This window comes from Acinetobacter sp. Ag2, assembly GCF_001005515.1.
Classification (GTDB): Bacteria; Pseudomonadota; Gammaproteobacteria; order Pseudomonadales; family Moraxellaceae; genus Acinetobacter; species Acinetobacter bereziniae.
The window spans coordinates 84,279-101,504 of the sequence record NZ_LBNA01000054.1; the positions used below are offsets into that span (position 1 = coordinate 84,279).

Here is a 17,226-nt window from a genome sequence, read left to right on the forward strand (position 1 = left end):
TCTGCCTCTTACACCACTTTAAGTGCAACTCACTAAAAGCGCATTGAGAGAAGGTAATTCAAAGCTATCAAAATAAATGCCACAGACTCTGCATTCTACTTTAAATAGCTTCCTCTCTTTTGCTTTGAGAGGAATTTGCATTACATAATCAATGAGGTATTCAATTTAATTACTGGTAACGGTATCGTGCAGATCGTGCATGTGCATCCAAATCCTCTTGCTGAGCAAGAAGATCTGCTGTTTTAGCCAGTGGTTTAACCCCCTGCTCAGAACACATGATTAAACTTGAACGTTTCTGGAAGTCATAAACACCCAAAGGTGATGAAAAGCGTGCTGTGCCTGATGTTGGCAGTACATGGTTAGGACCTGCACAATAATCACCAATCGCTTCTGGTGTATAACGCCCCATAAAGATCGCACCTGCATGGCGAATACTTTCTGACATCATTTGCGCCTCATCCAAACACAACTCTAAATGTTCTGGCGCAACTTGATTAATTAAATCAATCGCTTCTTGGCGGTTTTTAACCAAAACTAAAGCTCCACGATTCGCAATCGATGTTCGCGCAATCTCTGCTTTTGGCAAAGCAGCCAAATGTGCTTCAATTGCCAGCTCCACATCATTTAAAAGCTGCTCATCCGGTGTGATAAAAATTGCCTGTGCAACAGCATCATGCTCTGCTTGTGACAATACATCCATCGCCAACCACTCTGGATTATTTTCACCTTCTGCATACACTAAAATTTCAGAAGGTCCAGCGATCATATCAATTCCCACTTGACCAAAAACCGCACGTTTTGCAGCGGCAACAAAACGATTGCCAGGTCCAGTGATTTTATCCACCTGTGGAATTGTTTCTGTACCATAAGCCAATGCCGCAACTGCTTGAGCACCTCCAATGGTAAATACACGATGTACTCCAGCCAGATATGCAGCAGCCAAGACCAAAGGGTTTAATTCACCATTCGGCGCAGGTACAACCATGATAATTTCTTGTACGCCAGCAACATGTGCAGGTATGGCATTCATCAGCACAGAAGATGGATAAGATGCCAAACCACCTGGAACATAAATCCCAACACGATCTAAAGGTGTTACTTTTTGACCCAAGGTATTGCCCAAATCATCAATATAAGTCCAACCTTCTTGTTTTTGTGCTTGATGAAATGAACGAATACGTTGTGCTGCCATTTCTAAGGCGTCACGAATTTCAACCGTTAACCCCTCAAATGCAGCTTTCAATTGGGTTTGTGACAGTTCTAGATCTGAAAATTGATGCGCTGGATGTCGATCGAACTGTTGAGTGAGTTTTAATACATGTGCATCGCCATGCTGACGCACATCTGCAATAATTTGGTCTACTGTTTTTAAAAGCTCAGGATCACTCACTGTTTCAAAAGCTAACAAGTCAGCAAAGACTTGTTTAAAGTTCTGCTCTTGAGTCGATAAACGTCGCATCAATTTACCCACAAGGTTGTTTAAGAAAGATTTAGTTTACCTTGTTTTGAACATCTTGTGGGCAAAGATCACATAGTCAATTTAACTTAGTTTGATAGGAAAGTCTGATGAGGAATACTGTTGATCATACAAAATCTGATTTAAGTACTCACATCTGGATAATCCCAGTCACTATCTGCCTGAATTAACCAATTCAATGCACCGTGTCTTTCAACAACAACCGATGAGTTTAGATTTGCAGGTGCTTGCTGTTGTTTTAAACGCGCATCCATACAAGCCCAATCATAACGATAAATTAAATCTGCCTGATCTAAAATTTCCTCAATCTCACGTAATTTCACTTTGCTCATAAAAGCATCAAATGTTTCACAGGAGGTCACCGCTTGAATCGCAAAATCACAATCAATAATATGATCAGGATAAGTGAGCTCATCCACGAGACCTAAAGCCCATAACAAGACCCAATAAGCTTCGTATTTCCAAACCATATTAACAACGTCTTGTTCAGATACATCACGCTTTAAAATCGCCTGCTCTTTTTTGGTCAATTCCGCTAAAACTTGCATTTTTTTTAAAATATCAAATACAAATTCCTGCGTTTCATCATCGTATTGATCATTGTTTAGATCACAAGCCACCTGAATGACCCATAAACAAGCAATCGCTCGTTTAGCAATCTCTTCAGCTGTACGCATTTGCGCTTCTTCCACAGATTCGATCACAGGTAAGTGATCAATATAGGGAATTGAATTTTGCTTAAGGATCTGTATAGATTGATTTTTACGTTGTTGAGGCGTTTTCATCTGAGCTTTTATATATGAATGACTATGATGTTTTATCATAAACCGTATTTAGGTTATGCCATAATTTGTTAAAAATTTGATTTTGATTATAAAAAATCACCACTCTAGTTTGAGTGGTGATTTTGATTATACATTGACTTGAGGATATTACTTTTGCTGTTCACGCTCTTCCACTGCTTTTTCAAGCTGTGCAAGTATAGGATTTAATAAAGTTTGCTTACGCTTAAAGCTTGCTTTATTCACAATCAAACGTGAAGACACTTTGCAAATTTCTTCCAAAGGTTCTAAACCATTGGCACGCAAAGTATTTCCTGTATCAACCACGTCTACAATGTAATCCCCTAAACCTACCAAAGGCGCCAACTCCATTGAGCCATAAAGTTTAATCACATCGACTTGCTCACCTAGGCTTGCATAGTATTGACGAGTTAAATTGACATATTTTGTGGCAATCTTTAAACGTCCTTTAGGACGTACCATGTCCACTTTACCTGCAGTCATTAACTTACAATTGGCAATTTTTAAATCTAATGGTTCATAGACATTTTGAGCGCCATGTTCCATTAGCACATCTTTACCTGCGACACCAATATCTGCTGCGCCATTTTCAACATAAGTTGGCACATCAGAAGCGCGTAAAATTAAAATACGAACTTGTTTATGTGTGGTTGGGAAGATTAACTTACGCGATTTATCAGGGTCTTCCAGTAAGTTAATTCCCGCAGTTTCAAGTAAAGGAAGCGTCTCTTTGAGAATACGTCCTTTACTCAATGCCAAAGTCAAACCATGATCAAAATTGCCCATAACGTCAAAATTTGGATCATCGTTTCTCATATCGCTCATTAACTTGTCTCGCTCACTCGCTTAATTTGGGCACCTAGACCTTGTAATTTTGCTTCAATATTCTCATAACCACGGTCAATATGATAAATACGATCAACAATGGTTTCGCCTTCAGCTGCCAAAGCAGCCAAAACTAAAGAAAATGAAGCACGCAGATCAGTTGCCATTACAGGTGCAGCAGATAGTTTTTCTACACCTGTCACAATAGCATCATTACCTTCAACCTGAATATTTGCACCCATCCGCGCTAATTCAGGGACATGCATAAAACGGTTTTCAAAAATCGTTTCAGAAATTGTTGCAAAGCCACGACCAATTGCATTTACAGCCATGATCTGTGCTTGCATGTCTGTTGGAAACTCTGGATGAGGTAAAGTACGGAAACTGACTGCTTTTGGACGTTTGCCCATCATATCAAGCTCAATCCAGTCTTCACCACGGGTGACTTCTGCACCCATTTCTTCAAATTTATCTAAAACAGATTCAAGCAAATTTGGATCAGTATGGGTGGTTTTTACTTTACCGCCAGTGATTGCCGCAGCAGCCAAATATGAACCAGTTTCAATACGATCAGCAACCACTGAATACTCACAACCGTGTAGGCTTTCAACACCTGTAACCACCAACGTGTCTGTATCCAAACCTTCGATTTTTGCGCCCATTTTAATCAGCATTTGCGCTAAATCTGTAATTTCAGGTTCGCGTGCAGCATTACGAATCGTCGTGACCCCATCAGCCAAAACAGCTGCGGTTAAAATATTTTCAGTTCCACCGACCGTCACCATATCAAAGATGACTTCACCACCTTTCAAACGTCCATCGACTTTGGCATGTACATAACCCGCTTCGACCTCAATTTGCGCACCTAAAGCTTCCAACGCTTTTAAATGCTGGTCTACAGGGCGTGAGCCAATCGCACAACCACCCGGAAGTGAGACTTTTGCACTACCATAGCGCGCTAATAATGGTCCAAGCACCAAAATTGATGCACGCATGGTTTTTACCAATTCATAAGGTGCAAATTGATTATCCAGAGTAGAGGTGTCCGCAATCACGGTTTCTCCCTCGTAACTCATGGTGACGCCAAGACCACCAATCAATTTAACCAAGGTACGGACATCTTTTAAATTTGGGACATTTCTTAAAGTAATTGGTGTGTCTGCAAGAATCATTGCAGCCAACAAAGGTAATGCCGCATTTTTTGCACCCGAAATACGTACTTCACCTTCGAGTTTTACACCGCCTTGAATGACAAATTTATCCATTGACGCTTAAGCTCCAAACATACTGGCTTTGCGCCATTCTTCTTTAGTCATCGCACGAATAGTGACCGCATGTACTTCACCACTAGCAATATAACTGTTAAGTGGTGCATAAACAGCTTGTTGACGAGGAACAGGACGTTTCCCTTCAAACTGATCATCGACAATACGGAGATCAAATTTACCTGCTTGTCCACTGACAGCAACTTCAGCATCAGGAAAAGCTGCTTTTAAGATTTCAGTGAGCTGTTCACTATTCATTGCATCGACCTCTTATTAGGACTAACAGTGTAAAAACTGGCTATTTTACTATAACTCACTAAAATAATTCATTAGCTGGTACAAAAAATATAGATAAAAAAAAGAGGTATTTTCAACCTCTTTCTAAAATGTTTAAAAATATTGAAGTTTAAGTCGCTAAAATATTCATCGGCTGATAATCCAGCTGCATTTTACGATGCTTATCTAATTGTCTTTTTAATTTATCGGTCAGCTTAGTAATGGCATTATACATATCATCCGCAGTTGCTTGCGCAAAAAGCTCGATCCCGGGCAAACGAACAATCGCTTCTGCGATATGATTTGCACTGCCTTTTTTTGATCTTTTATCTAATTGATGATCTTTACTTAATTTCACCTGCATACTGTTCACTTGATCGATATGCTTTGTCATCTGCGCGAATCTATCTCGAATATTTTCTTCTATTGCAGGTGTAATGGTTAAATGATGTCCACGAATTGTAATTTGCATAGCTTTATCCCTCTCCTTTTATAGGAATATGAAAGTCATAACCAAAACGATTTCATGACAGAATTCACCAAGGAAAAAACTGTGCTTAATATCATGCAATCATTTAAGTTACTCCAAAAGACAAACAAGCGATTCATTATTTCGTCATAATGAATCATTAGAATAGCCACACTTTAAAAACTAGATCAAGACTTTTCTGTCTGATGACGATGGAATATGTAACGATTCGCGATATTTTGCGACCGTACGTCGTGCAACATCGATCCCATCCTCTTTTAACAAATTAGCAATCGTATTATCAGACAATGGTTTACGAGGATTTTCATCCGCCACCAATTTTTTAATTTTGGCACGAATTGCTGTTGATGATGCTTCACCACCCGAAGTCGTTCCCACATGGCTTGAAAAGAAATATTTCAACTCAAACAAACCCAATGGTGTGAGTAAAAACTTATTCGTGGTGACTCGCGACACTGTTGATTCGTGTAATTCAACTTCTTCAGCCACATCTCTCAACACCAAAGGCTTCATACCTTCTGCACCAATTTCTAAAAATTCACGTTGATGCTGTACGATACAACTGGCGACTTTTAATAACGTTTTATGGCGCTCATCGACACTTTTGATAAAGTTTTTAGCTTCCAGCATTTGATTACGTAAATACTGATTCTCATCACTTTGATCTGCACGTTTGATCATGCCTGAATAAAAAGAGTTGATCCTCAACTTAGGCAAAACATCTGGATTCAGCTGAACATGCCAGTGATTATTCTTTTTGGAAACCACTACATCAGGAATTTGGTAATCTGATTCTTTTTGCTCAAACTCTGCCCCAGGATATGGCTTCATGGTTTTGAGCAATTCAATTGCTGATTTCAATGATTCAGCATTTAATCCAGTTTGCTTAATCAATTTATTGAGATCATTACTGACCAAAAGCTCATAATGTTTTAATAACATCAAGGCTTCTTTCCTAAACAAAGTCGTTATAGGGAGAGCTTCGATTTGCACAAAAAGACATTCTGCAAGATTTCGTGCTCCAATACCTATCGGTTCAAGCCGTTGAATATGCTTTAAGACAACCAAAACCTCGTCTTCTTCTACTTCAATGTCATAGTCCATTTGTTGTAGCAAATGTTGAACAGAACTGACTATTTCATCGATATCCGCCTCCAAAAAACCTTTTTCATCCAAGGCATCCACAATGCAATACGCAATTAACCTATCGACTGGGGAAAAATGCAACAAATTCACTTGTCCCAGCATATGCTCTTTTAATGATGCATTGGAATGGCGATTGTCTTCACGGTCTTCAAACTCTGGACGCTCAATTGCAGTAGATTGATGGGTATATACATCATCCCAATCGGTATCAACAGGTAACTCGTCAGGCAAATGATTGGCATTTAAAGCATCTGAAAGTTCATACTCTTGTTGTTCTTGTTGTGCACTTTCCAAACTTTCATGTGTTTCTTCTTCAACTTTTTCAAGCAAAGGATTACTGTCCAGTTGAATTTGAATTTCCTGTTCAAGTTCTAAGCTCGATAATTGTAGTAATCGAATGGCTTGTTGCAGTTGTGGCGTAAGCGACAACGAGTTTGCAACTTTTAATCCAACCGATAACTTCATATCTATACTTCCCACAGTGCTTTATTTCACTTTGTTTTGCTTTAGTAAATAAAGCAAAATTCATGCCTATTGATTTTTTATACCACAGTAACCATGGGACGACTAGCAAAAAAAATGAATAAATCACATAAAAATATTTATTATTTATAAGTTAAAGTTAAATTTTAAAAATGTATTATTTTTATGAATGACTTATCGAATAGTCACATATTGGTACTGGTGAAATAGCCATCAAATATCTAAATATAGTTTAAAAAACTATAAGCAAAAATAAATGAGCTTAGGGCTATTTATTTCAAAATATTTAAATAAAATAGGTTTCGCTTTGTGATACCAATCACATTTCTAGTTTTGCTAAATTTATTATTTTTATCCTTTACTTATTGGAATAGTGAGTATAAAAATAATGATATAAAGAAATATGATGGATCATTCTTTCAAGGAAAAGCATTGGCACGATAACTGCTTAATTTAAGGACAAGCACTATTGTAATGCCAAAATAATCATGTAATGGAGAACTCAAAATGACACAATCTACAAAAGCACTATCAAAAAAAGTATTCACCACTGCGCTTGGCGTACTTATGGCTGGTGGCGCTTTTTCACAAGTTCAAGCTGCTGATACTTTGGCAAAAATCAAGCAATCAGGAAAAGTCATCATTGGTTATCGTGAGTCTTCAGATCCAATTTCCTATGTTGTTGGTGGTAAACCAATGGGTTATGCGGTTGATATCTGTAACAACTTTGCCAACGAACTTAAAAAAACCCTTAAAATGCCTAACCTTAAAGTGGAATATAAGGCTGTTACTTCATCTACACGTATTCCAGAAATGCTGGCAGGCAATATTGATATGGAGTGTGGGACAACCACCAACTCTATTCAACGCCAACAACAAGTAAGCTTCTCTACCAACTACTATGCGACAGAAGTACGCATGGCAGTCAAAGCAAATGCACCAATTAAATCAATAGCAGATTTAAATGGTAAAGCTGTAGTGACAACACAAGGAACTACATCTGATAAATACATCAAAATGGGTGAAAAAGGTGAAAAGGTCAACGTAAACAACGTTTACGGTAAAGATCATTCTGATTCATTCGCAATGGTGGCATCAGGACGTGCAGCAGCATTTGTTATGGATGACAATATTCTTGCAGGTCTCATTGCGAAATCTTCAAATCCGAAAGACTTTAAAATCGTAGGTCCAGTGCTTTCTTCTGAGCCTTACGGCATTATGCTTCCTAAAGGTGATGCAGCATATAAAGCCATTGCAGATAAGACTGTCACTACAATGTGGAAAAATGGTCAAATGGCAGCTTTATATAAAAAGTGGTTCCAATCTCCAATTGCACCAAAGAATGTGAACTTAAATATGCCAATGAGTTCATCCTACTTAAAACTTAAAGCCAATCCTACAGACGCTGGCATTAATTAATTCCGTGCTCAAATCACAGTTTATAGATCAGGCTTAAATCAAGGTCTGGTCTATAAGTTTTTTACAAAATTAAAAATACAAAGGAGCACACATGTCAGTAGGCTCACTTAACTGGACAGCATATTGTCTCCCCTCAAATGAATATAGTTTGGATAAGGCTGCATGGGCTGAATCCGTCTGTAAAGCTATAGGTGGTGAAAGTTACTCTCCTGTTGCTGATGCACCAACATGGTTACAACTCTTAGGTTCAGGTGTCTGGACCATGGTTTGGACTGCGGTACTTGCATTTTTTATCGCTTTCCTGCTGGGTTCGTTAATCGGAATCTTGCGTACGATTCCCAACAAGCCACTTGCATTTATTGGCACATGTTATGTCGAACTGTTTCGAAATATTCCACTGATTGTCCAACTCTTTTTCTGGGCATTCGTTTTTCCTGAACTACTCCCACTCAGCCTCAGCACAGGCAGTGGTGAAATGGTACACGGTGGATGGTGGCAAAATATTCTCAATGACAATCCAGCCGCAGTTGGGGTTTTTGCATTAGGATTGTACACAGCAGCACGTATCGCAGAACAAGTCCGCTCAGGGATCAATACTGTTTCCAGAGGTCAAAAAAATGCAGCTTTTGCAATTGGTCTTACCCAAAGCCAAAGCTATCGTTATGTCATTCTTCCTGTTGCATATCGAATTGTATGGCCGACACTCACTTCCGAAGCAATGAATATTTTCAAAAACTCTGCCGTGCTGTATGCACTCAGTGTTTTAAATTTCTTTGCTTATACCAAAACGATGCGAGAAGAAACATCACAAGATATTGTGATTCTTATTCTTTCAACACCAGTCTATTTGGTCATTACCTACACCATTAAGCTTATTATGGCGTGGATTGAAAAAAGAATGGCTGTTCCTGGTCTTGGTTCAGGAGGTAAATAGTCATGGATTTTAGTATTTTACAAAATCACGATGTGATTCAAACACTGATTGCAGGGTTTAAGTTTACCGTTACTGTGACGATTTTATCTATTATTGGCGGGATTCTGATTGGCACGCCTTTAGCCATGATGCGTTTATCCGACAATAAAGTCGCCAGTAATTTTGCTAAAGCATATGTTGACTTTTTCCGTGGTGTTCCACTGATTCAGGTCATTTTTATTTTCTATTTTTTATTGCCTAAATTCTTTGAGTTTCAATCTGATACCTATTATGGACCACTCTTTTCCAGTGTCGTCACCTTTGCAATTTTTGAAGCTGCATTCTTTTCAGAAATTGTTCGTTCAGGTATTCAGTCTGTCTCAAAAGGTCAAGTCAATGCAGGTTATGCCTTAGGATTCACTTATGGACAAACTATGTCCAATGTCGTACTGCCTCAAGCATTTAGAAATATGTTACCTGTTATATTGACTCAATCTATCGTACTTTTCCAAGACGTCTCTTTGGTGTATGTGATCAGTGCGCCAGACTTCCTAGGCAATGCAAATACTTTAGCAAATACGTATGGTGCTGAAACCAAAGCAACCTTCTACCTGATTGTAGCAGTTGTTTACTTCTGTATCTCCTTTGCGCTTTCAAGACTTGTGAAGCGTTTACATCAAAAAATAGCAATAATTCGATAATTGGAGAATCAATATGCCAATGATAGAAATACAACATATCTCAAAATGGTATGGAGATTTTCAGGTTCTCACAGATTGCACCACATCCATTGAAAAAGGTGAAGTTGTGGTCGTTTGTGGACCATCTGGTTCTGGAAAATCCACACTGATTAAAACAGTCAATGCATTAGAACCTTTCCAAGAAGGCAATATTATTGTTGATGGAACAGCGCTCAAAGATTCAAAAACTGATCTGGCACAGTTTCGCTCTCGTGTTGGTATGGTATTCCAACACTTTGAATTGTTTCCGCATATGACCGTTTTAGACAATTTAGTCATTGGGCAAATCAAAGTATTGAAACGTTCTAAATCTGAAGCTGAGAAAAAAGCCTTACAATATTTAGATCGTGTCGGTTTAGCAGCACATAAGAACAAGTTTCCTGGACAACTGTCAGGTGGTCAGCAACAACGTGTTGCGATTGCCCGAGGTTTGTGTATGGATCCAGTATGTATGTTATTTGACGAACCAACTTCTGCACTTGATCCAGAAATGGTTGGCGAAGTTCTTGAAGTTATGAGTCAGCTGGCAAAAGAAGGGATGACCATGATGTGCGTAACTCATGAGATGGGCTTTGCGCGTAAAGTGTCAAGCCGAGTGATTTTCATGGATCAAGGTAAAATTTTAGAAGACTGTGCAACCAATGACTTCTTTAATAAACCAGATGAGCGTCATGAAAGAACCAAGTTCTTCTTAGACAAGATTTCAATGGTACATTGATATTTCGGCTTTAAAACAAAACCCCAATTAAAATTGGGGTTTTGTTTTTTTAACAAGAACAATAAATTATTAGGGTCTGTGGACAATTCGTCTATGTTTGCGACTAGGTGTGTTTTTTAAGCGATTCTAGGCACGAAATACGAAATTTAGTCATTCTAAATGAGTAGTTCGTAACGACGAAGCGACAAAAAACACGCTAGTCCCGAAGGGTTGTGGCTAAAATTATCTCAGGCTACGTTATGAAACTTAAAAATAGTCTCGCTATTCTCTTCATTTGATGCCTTGCCTGCTCAATTTTAACCTACAACGCAAGCCATTTATGAAATGTCCACAGCCCCTAAGGTTTTACTGTATTTTGAGTAAAGTTGGGCGATCTTGGTCCGTATAACAAGCCTTTTTGTTGGCTTAAATTAGGGGAATACAACTGCGAACTCACAACACCAGATAAGGCATAAGCTTTATCAGACAAGTGATTAGAAATCTGATCCACCACAGCGCCCACTAAAGCCCCTAGTAAACCTGCATTGCTATTATCATTGGATTGTTGAAGTCGCTCCTCACCTTGCCAAAGTAAAGTTCCAGATGCGAGGTCCACCAACTTTGCTTCTACAGCAACTGTCGAAACAGATTGAATCACCTGATACTTAGAACCATATTCGTTGACTTTGATATAAAGTGCAGCATCAGCCCCAAAAATCTCTTTTAACTTTTGAGGAGCAATTGCTTGCGCATCAAATCCATTGGTGACCCCATTCTCTTTAAACATGGTATCAACAACAGAAATGGGGAACACATAATAACCCGCCTCAGCAACTGGAAGTGCCACCGTTGACCAATATCCATAAGTTGCACGCGTATCAGGCGAGTTATTAATGGGTGGTAGTACCAAAATCGACTTAGGTTGATGCGCATGATATGCAGCCAAATCTCGGTTGTTTTTGGGTGCCACTGCGCAGCCAGTAAAAAGCATCGCGAAACAGCTCAAAATCAGCAATTGTTTCATTTTCTTCATGGCGTCTTAACCTCAACAGATCGAGTGGTCATTTTCTTAAGTAAACGATCCATCAATACTGTGGACTCAGGGTAAACTTGACGCTCCAATTCAAAGTACTCAATTGCACGTGGAGCATTATTGATATTTAAGTTTAATAAACCCAAATGTGCATATAAACCAGGCGGTACTGCTTCGTTTTTGGCTTTTGCTTTTTCAATATCTTTCTCAAGCAGCAAAATTTGCTGCTGAGGTGAAGTTTTTTCAGGAACGCTCAACATCAGGTAAGTTTGTTGAGGAAATCCTCCCCAACGATATAGAGACTTTGGTCCAGAAGCGCAGCCGACTAAACTTAAGGTCGCCAAGCAACTGATCAAGAATAAAACAATTTTCATGTGTTGATTCAAACCTATTGTGTTGACCACTTGTTGGTTTGGATATCATTCACAAGATTATTGACAGCTTCACGAACGGCCAAATCTAAAACCTTACCATTGAGTGTTGAATCATATGATGCGGTTGAACCAAAACCTAAAACTTCTCGTTCACTCAGCGCATATTCACCTGCACCCTGCACAGAATGTACAACTTCTGCAGTTTTTACATCCACCACATTGATATTGACTTTTGCATACGCAATTTGTGTCTTGCCACGACCAAGTAAACCAAATAATTGATGATCACCCACTTCTTTACGACCAAACTCAGAAACATCTCCAGTCAAAACAAAACGAGCGCCTTTAATCGACTGAGCAGCCTTACCAAATCCAGCTTCTTGTTGTAATTCAGAAAGATTATCTCGATTTAATACAGAAAAATATCCTGTTTGCTGTAAATGCGTTTCTAAAATTGTTTTTGCTTGACCACCTAAGCGATCAACATTGTCAGAAAAAATGCCGCGCATATAGCTTGAGCGATTATCAAACTTACCAATCGAGATGGGTGTTTTAACACCTGTATATTTCATCGTTGTCGTCGCAGCAGCCACTTGCGGTGCTTGAATCGTTTTTGAAGTTTCAGTGGTTGAACAAGCACTCAGAACTAACCCATTTAGGGCAGCAATAAATAATATTTTTTTCAAGGTTACATCTCTCTATGGTCAAAGCCATTATAATTTTCAAGCCAATTATAACAAGCAAATACTAAATTAACTATTTAATTTAATTAACAAAATAAAAGAACTTCAATAACAGGCGCTGTTTTTATAGAATAATCACTTGATTATTTCAATCCAAAAATCAACTTTAGCCCCAGTACAGTCATCACACCGCCAGCAGCTCGGTCAAATACTTTCTTAAATTTTAAATATACACGGCGTGGTCTTTCTGCTGACAATGCAACAGCAACCAAGGAGTACCACCCAACATCGATAAAGAAACACAAAATGGGTAAAACAAAATAATAATAGGTTGGAATTTCTTTAGGTAAAAGTGCGGTAAAAATACTCGCCAAAATAATGGCAATTTTAGGATTACTCAACTGTGTGATCAAACCCAAGCGATAAGCTTGTTGATAGCTCATACTAAACGAAGAGCCAGATGCTTGTTCCATTGGATCTTTGGCATGTTTTATAATTTTATAAGCCAGCCAAAGTAAATACAGCCCACCACAGAGTTTTAAAACTAAATAGGCAGATGGCACTGCCAGTAATATGGCTTGTAAGCCCATCACTGCAAGAAAGCCAAATAATGCTGCACCAGTTCCTGTACCCAATGCTGTAAATAATCCGTGTTTACGAGAAATCGCAATTGAATTTTTAGCGACATACACAAATGTAGGACCAGGACTAATTGCACCCAACATTAACGCTAGCGCAATAGAGCCTAAAATCAATAACGATTCCAAGAGTTACCTCGTCACAAAGAGTATTTAAAGAAGCTTATTTTAAGCCACAAGCGTTTTTTGAAGATACAAAAAAATTGATTATTTCACTATGAAGTTTTTCTATAGTTTAAAACCATATCGAATTCATCCACTTTGTTCTATACAGTTGTGAATTATTCTCAAATACAATAGCTTTGATTCATTTTAGAGCAAAAGCTCAATAAAAAATTATTTTTCAATAACTTGTATCATATCAAAAAATTAATAGATCGCGTTGAAATATTCTGAAAATCCATAAAACTGAAGATTTTGATCACAAAAAATAACTTTCCTTTTCACTCTTTTTTAAGCTATAAAAACCCATAATAAAACTATGGTTTTAATTTATACATCATCAAAATTTCATATTCAGGGGTAAAAATGAACAACTATAAACCTAATCATTTAGATGCTAAACAAGCACATCTTTGGATTGTTGGCGGTGGTATCGCAGGTATGGCAGCAGCTGCATTTGCGATCCGTGATGCCAAGGTTCCTGCTCAAAATATTCATATCCTAGAAGAACTGGATGTATCTGGTGGATCTATGGATGGTGCACACACACCCAATACATCTCAAGCATGGGTTACTCGCGGTGGACGTATGCTTACTGATGAAACTTATTTATGTTTATGGGATTTGTTTTCCAGTATTCCGTCTTTAGAAAATCCTGATATTTCTGTTCGTGAAGAGTGTCGTGAATTCAATGAGCAGATCAAAACTCATGCCCAAGCTCGCTTGATCAATGCACAACATGTTATCTCTGATGCATCTAAACTGGGTTTAAATACCTTACATCGTGCACAAATGTTACGTTTATTGGCATCAAAAGAAGAAAAAATTGGGAGTCGTCGTATAGATGAGTTCTTTGATGAAACCTTCTTTGAAACAAATTTCTGGCGTATGTGGCGTACAACATTCGCTTTCCAGAAATGGCACAGTGCAGCAGAACTGCGTCGCTATTTTCTACGCTTTATTCAAGAACTGCCCCGTATTCATACGCTCGCAGGCGTAAAAAGAACCAAATATAACCAATATGACTCAATGATTTTACCATTACAACGCTGGCTGGTAGAGCAAGGCGTCGATGTTCGTTTTGGACATTATGTAACTGATGCTGATTTCCAAACCGATAAGAAAACCTCAGAACGACGAGCGACACGCTTATATATCAACCTCCCTGAAGGTGCTGAGCAAATCGATTTAAAAGAAAATGATCTGGCTATATTTACTTTAGGTTCGATTACAGCTGATTCCCGTTATGGTGGGAATGATGATGTGCCAGCACTTATTCGTGATCGTCTTGATCATGGCTGGACATTGTGGGAAACCTTGGCAAAAAAAGCGCCTGACTTTGGTCGTCCAATGACTTTTTATGGCAACATCGATGAACATAAATGGGAATCTTTCACCCTCACCATGCATGATGATGTGCTGTTAAATCGCATTATTGAATATACCGGTAATCAACCTGGCACAGGCGCATTGATGACTTGGTTTGAGTCTGGTTGGCATTTGTCGATTGTTGTCCCAGCCCAACCACATTTTGCTGATTTACCTCAAGGCACATTTACACTTTGGGGCTATGGTTTCCAAATTGATCAAAATGGGGATTACATCAAAAAGCCGATGTCCCAAGCCACAGGCAATGAGATCCTTACTGAGCTGATTCAACAACTTGGTTTTGATGATATTCTCGAACATGTATTAGCGAATACCACAGTGACAACAGCAATGATGCCTTATGCATCAGCATTATTTGCTTGTCGCAAGTCTGGTGATCGCCCTCAAGTGATTCCTCAAGGTTCTAAAAACTTTGCCTTCTTGGGACAATTCGTTGAAATTGAAGATGATGTTGTTTTTACTGTTGAATATTCAGTTCGTGGTGCAATGCTCGCAATCTATGCATTTTTTGGCGTAGAACGTGAAATTCCCGATATTTATAATGGTTTACTTGATCCTAAAGTCGGATTAAAAGCATTAGAAACAGTCTTTCATTAAGTCAATTTAATTCAACCCATAGATCAACTTTGATCTGTGGGTTGAATATTTTCAAAATACGCTTCTATGGTTGTATTTCGGTTGATGTATCGCGAGCAGTTAAGCGGTAATCTTTTTCATATACTGGCATTCCTGCAATATGAATGGAGCGAACTTCAGTCTTGGTCGGTGTAGGAGGTTTTTTTTCACATCCAACTAACAACACCACCAATATTGCACTCAAACCCATGGATAGCTTTTTCATAGCATCTCCTCTACTTTTTGTTTTATTTATCCTTTGAGCATAACAGTTTTGATTAAAAATACAGCTTTTTTTATTTCAAATGTTTTCTATTGGTCTAAACACTTTATTCTTTACAAGGGTGTTTCAAGTAAGCAGTGATTTCTTCAGCGTTTTTATTGGCATAACGATAATTAAAACGTCCTTGTTCATCAAATTTCATATCACTAAAGTACTGCGAAGCATCCACCCATACAGATTCGGCTTAGGGATATTCATTAGGTTTTAATTGTATTTTATTGAGTGCTGTCGAGCGAAACATTTTCTGAAATATAATTGTAGGTGCATCTTTGAACTCAAATCGAGCAATACACTCCGACTTTTCATCTACCGCAACAACATCATCCAAGGCTTGAACTACACCATCTTTGGAGATAAACAAACTATGATGAAGATTGAAGGTATACCCATAACTTAAATGCAAAAAATCGTTGGTCTGATGTTCAAAATTTAAACCTCGTTCCCAATCCACAACCAAAGGTAGTCTGTAATCATCACCTTCATACAGCACAAAATCACAATGCTTATTGGCATCCTCATCACATGATTCTTGAATAACAGAAAACTGCCCAATGTTTGCCACAGTACGTTTAAATGTTTCAGCATGACTATTTACTGTGTAAAACATCAGGCTCAATATTATGATTAAACATCTTTTCATTGTTATTTTTGACATGGTGTATAAATCAAATTTTACTCAATACCAAATATACCGCTTCACTGGTGAATGTGCCATCCTTCTGAATTTGGTAATATTTGCGTACATGATCTGATATTGTAGATTGCAAATAGCGAATCGTGCTGATGCCATCTTCAGGTGTTTGCATCCGCTCTACCCAACTACGAAAATTTAACGCTAAACTTTGTTTCTCAATGATTTCGACTTTAAAGCCTGCCTGTTCCACAAAAGCCATCCATTCAGATAAATTATAGTTTCGGACATGGCTTGGATCTCGAATCATTTCAATGGTTTGAATAAAGGTATCTAAGACAGGATTGGAGTTACCAATAATATCAAACATGATCACTTTGCCATTCACACGCAATACTCGGTAAATTTCATGGAGTGCCTGCGTGATATTTTGCCAATGATGTGCAGAATAACGACTAATCACACAATCGAAATGCTCTGCAGGAAAATCCAATTGTTCTGCTGCACCAACCTGTCCAACCACATGATCAAATCCCTTTTGTTGCGATTGCGTGGTCACAAGATTGACCATTTCGGGAGTAATATCATAAGCAATTACTTGCTCTACAATGGGTGCAACTTGATAGCTCACATGCCCACCCCCACAACCTAAATCCAAGACCCGCTTAAAGTCATGCTGTTGGATTAAGTTTTGCATTTTTGCAAACTCGTCCCCCTGAGCATGTACAGCACTATTTAAATAAGCTTCTGATTTAGTTTGATATTGTTTTTGATTGATTTGATGTTGAGTGACCATAATAGATTCCTTTTGGTTGAATAAATCTACAATAGTCAACTTGATTCAAAAATAAAAATGATGCTTTTTAATAAAATTAATAACTTTA

General features: G+C 38.3%; 19 protein-coding genes. 5 read left to right on the forward strand and 14 right to left on the reverse strand.

Going from position 1 to position 17,226, the window contains the following annotated elements; genetic code table 11:
• Nucleotides 1-169: 169 nt before the first annotated feature.
• The 7 genes from hisD to AAV97_RS14705 form a co-directional block, all read right to left on the reverse strand.
• Nucleotides 170-1,471 carry a histidinol dehydrogenase gene (hisD, locus tag AAV97_RS14675; protein WP_080971984.1) on the reverse strand — a complete coding sequence of 434 codons (1,302 nt, stop codon included), beginning with the start codon at nt 1,469-1,471 and terminating at the stop codon, nt 170-172.
• Nucleotides 1,472-1,599: 128 nt separating this feature from the next.
• Nucleotides 1,600-2,262, reverse strand: a complete 663-nt coding sequence (locus AAV97_RS14680; RefSeq protein ID WP_046760930.1) for a DUF4272 domain-containing protein — start codon at nt 2,260-2,262, stop codon at nt 1,600-1,602.
• A gap of 147 nt (nt 2,263-2,409) precedes the next feature.
• Nucleotides 2,410-3,105 carry an ATP phosphoribosyltransferase gene (hisG, locus tag AAV97_RS14685; protein ID WP_046760931.1) on the reverse strand — a complete coding sequence of 232 codons (696 nt, stop codon included), beginning with the start codon at nt 3,103-3,105 and terminating at the stop codon, nt 2,410-2,412.
• A complete protein-coding gene (murA, locus tag AAV97_RS14690; protein ID WP_004830086.1) occupies nt 3,105-4,370 on the reverse strand; it encodes a UDP-N-acetylglucosamine 1-carboxyvinyltransferase in 1,266 nt (421 codons plus the stop codon). The genes hisG and murA overlap by 1 nt, the downstream gene beginning before the upstream one ends.
• Nucleotides 4,371-4,376: 6 nt before the next feature.
• Entirely contained in the window at nt 4,377-4,628 is a 252-nt protein-coding gene (ibaG, locus tag AAV97_RS14695; RefSeq protein ID WP_004830087.1) for a BolA family iron metabolism protein IbaG, read from the reverse strand.
• A gap of 148 nt (nt 4,629-4,776) precedes the next feature.
• Entirely contained in the window at nt 4,777-5,118 is a 342-nt protein-coding gene (gene hpf / locus AAV97_RS14700; RefSeq protein WP_004830088.1) for a ribosome hibernation-promoting factor, HPF/YfiA family, read from the reverse strand.
• A gap of 180 nt (nt 5,119-5,298) precedes the next feature.
• Nucleotides 5,299-6,747 carry an RNA polymerase factor sigma-54 gene (locus AAV97_RS14705; protein ID WP_009585239.1) on the reverse strand — a complete coding sequence of 483 codons (1,449 nt, stop codon included), beginning with the start codon at nt 6,745-6,747 and terminating at the stop codon, nt 5,299-5,301.
• A gap of 525 nt (nt 6,748-7,272) precedes the next feature.
• Between AAV97_RS14705 and AAV97_RS14710 the strand changes: the two genes are divergently transcribed.
• From AAV97_RS14710 to AAV97_RS14725, 4 genes are all read left to right on the forward strand, one after another.
• Nucleotides 7,273-8,184: an amino acid ABC transporter substrate-binding protein gene (locus AAV97_RS14710; RefSeq protein WP_004830092.1), complete on the forward strand. Its 912-nt coding sequence runs from the start codon at nt 7,273-7,275 to the stop codon at nt 8,182-8,184.
• Between the two features lie 91 nt (nt 8,185-8,275).
• Nucleotides 8,276-9,118 carry an amino acid ABC transporter permease gene (locus AAV97_RS14715; protein ID WP_004830094.1) on the forward strand — a complete coding sequence of 281 codons (843 nt, stop codon included), beginning with the start codon at nt 8,276-8,278 and terminating at the stop codon, nt 9,116-9,118.
• Between the two features lie 2 nt (nt 9,119-9,120).
• A complete protein-coding gene (locus AAV97_RS14720) occupies nt 9,121-9,798 on the forward strand; it encodes an amino acid ABC transporter permease (protein ID WP_004830097.1) in 678 nt (225 codons plus the stop codon).
• Nucleotides 9,799-9,811: 13 nt separating this feature from the next.
• Nucleotides 9,812-10,555, forward strand: a complete 744-nt coding sequence (locus AAV97_RS14725) for an amino acid ABC transporter ATP-binding protein (RefSeq protein ID WP_046760932.1) — start codon at nt 9,812-9,814, stop codon at nt 10,553-10,555.
• A gap of 337 nt (nt 10,556-10,892) precedes the next feature.
• Here the strand turns inward: AAV97_RS14725 and AAV97_RS14730 are convergent, their stop codons facing one another.
• The 4 genes from AAV97_RS14730 to AAV97_RS14745 all read right to left on the reverse strand — a co-directional run bounded on the left by AAV97_RS14730 (nt 10,893) and on the right by AAV97_RS14745 (nt 13,391).
• Nucleotides 10,893-11,567 carry a DUF799 domain-containing protein gene (locus AAV97_RS14730; protein ID WP_004830101.1) on the reverse strand — a complete coding sequence of 225 codons (675 nt, stop codon included), beginning with the start codon at nt 11,565-11,567 and terminating at the stop codon, nt 10,893-10,895.
• Nucleotides 11,564-11,941 carry a DUF4810 domain-containing protein gene (locus AAV97_RS14735; RefSeq protein WP_004830102.1) on the reverse strand — a complete coding sequence of 126 codons (378 nt, stop codon included), beginning with the start codon at nt 11,939-11,941 and terminating at the stop codon, nt 11,564-11,566. The genes AAV97_RS14730 and AAV97_RS14735 overlap by 4 nt, the downstream gene beginning before the upstream one ends.
• A gap of 14 nt (nt 11,942-11,955) precedes the next feature.
• Nucleotides 11,956-12,627 carry a CsgG/HfaB family protein gene (locus AAV97_RS14740; protein ID WP_046760933.1) on the reverse strand — a complete coding sequence of 224 codons (672 nt, stop codon included), beginning with the start codon at nt 12,625-12,627 and terminating at the stop codon, nt 11,956-11,958.
• Between the two features lie 140 nt (nt 12,628-12,767).
• A complete protein-coding gene (locus AAV97_RS14745; protein ID WP_004830107.1) occupies nt 12,768-13,391 on the reverse strand; it encodes a LysE family translocator in 624 nt (207 codons plus the stop codon).
• A gap of 399 nt (nt 13,392-13,790) precedes the next feature.
• Between AAV97_RS14745 and AAV97_RS14750 the strand changes: the two genes are divergently transcribed.
• The gene (locus AAV97_RS14750) at nt 13,791-15,410 is read left to right on the forward strand and encodes an oleate hydratase (RefSeq protein WP_046760934.1); all 1,620 of its coding nucleotides are present in this window, start codon (nt 13,791-13,793) and stop codon (nt 15,408-15,410) included.
• Nucleotides 15,411-15,474: 64 nt separating this feature from the next.
• On the opposite strand, the gene AAV97_RS14755 is transcribed toward AAV97_RS14750, so the two are convergent.
• The 3 genes from AAV97_RS14755 to AAV97_RS14765 form a co-directional block, all read right to left on the reverse strand.
• Nucleotides 15,475-15,654: an NF038215 family lipoprotein gene (locus AAV97_RS14755; protein ID WP_046760935.1), complete on the reverse strand. Its 180-nt coding sequence runs from the start codon at nt 15,652-15,654 to the stop codon at nt 15,475-15,477.
• Between the two features lie 241 nt (nt 15,655-15,895).
• Nucleotides 15,896-16,318, reverse strand: a complete 423-nt coding sequence (locus AAV97_RS14760; protein WP_228136554.1) for a hypothetical protein — start codon at nt 16,316-16,318, stop codon at nt 15,896-15,898.
• A gap of 58 nt (nt 16,319-16,376) precedes the next feature.
• A complete protein-coding gene (locus tag AAV97_RS14765) occupies nt 16,377-17,138 on the reverse strand; it encodes a class I SAM-dependent methyltransferase (RefSeq protein ID WP_046760936.1) in 762 nt (253 codons plus the stop codon).
• Nucleotides 17,139-17,226: the final 88 nt, after the last annotated feature.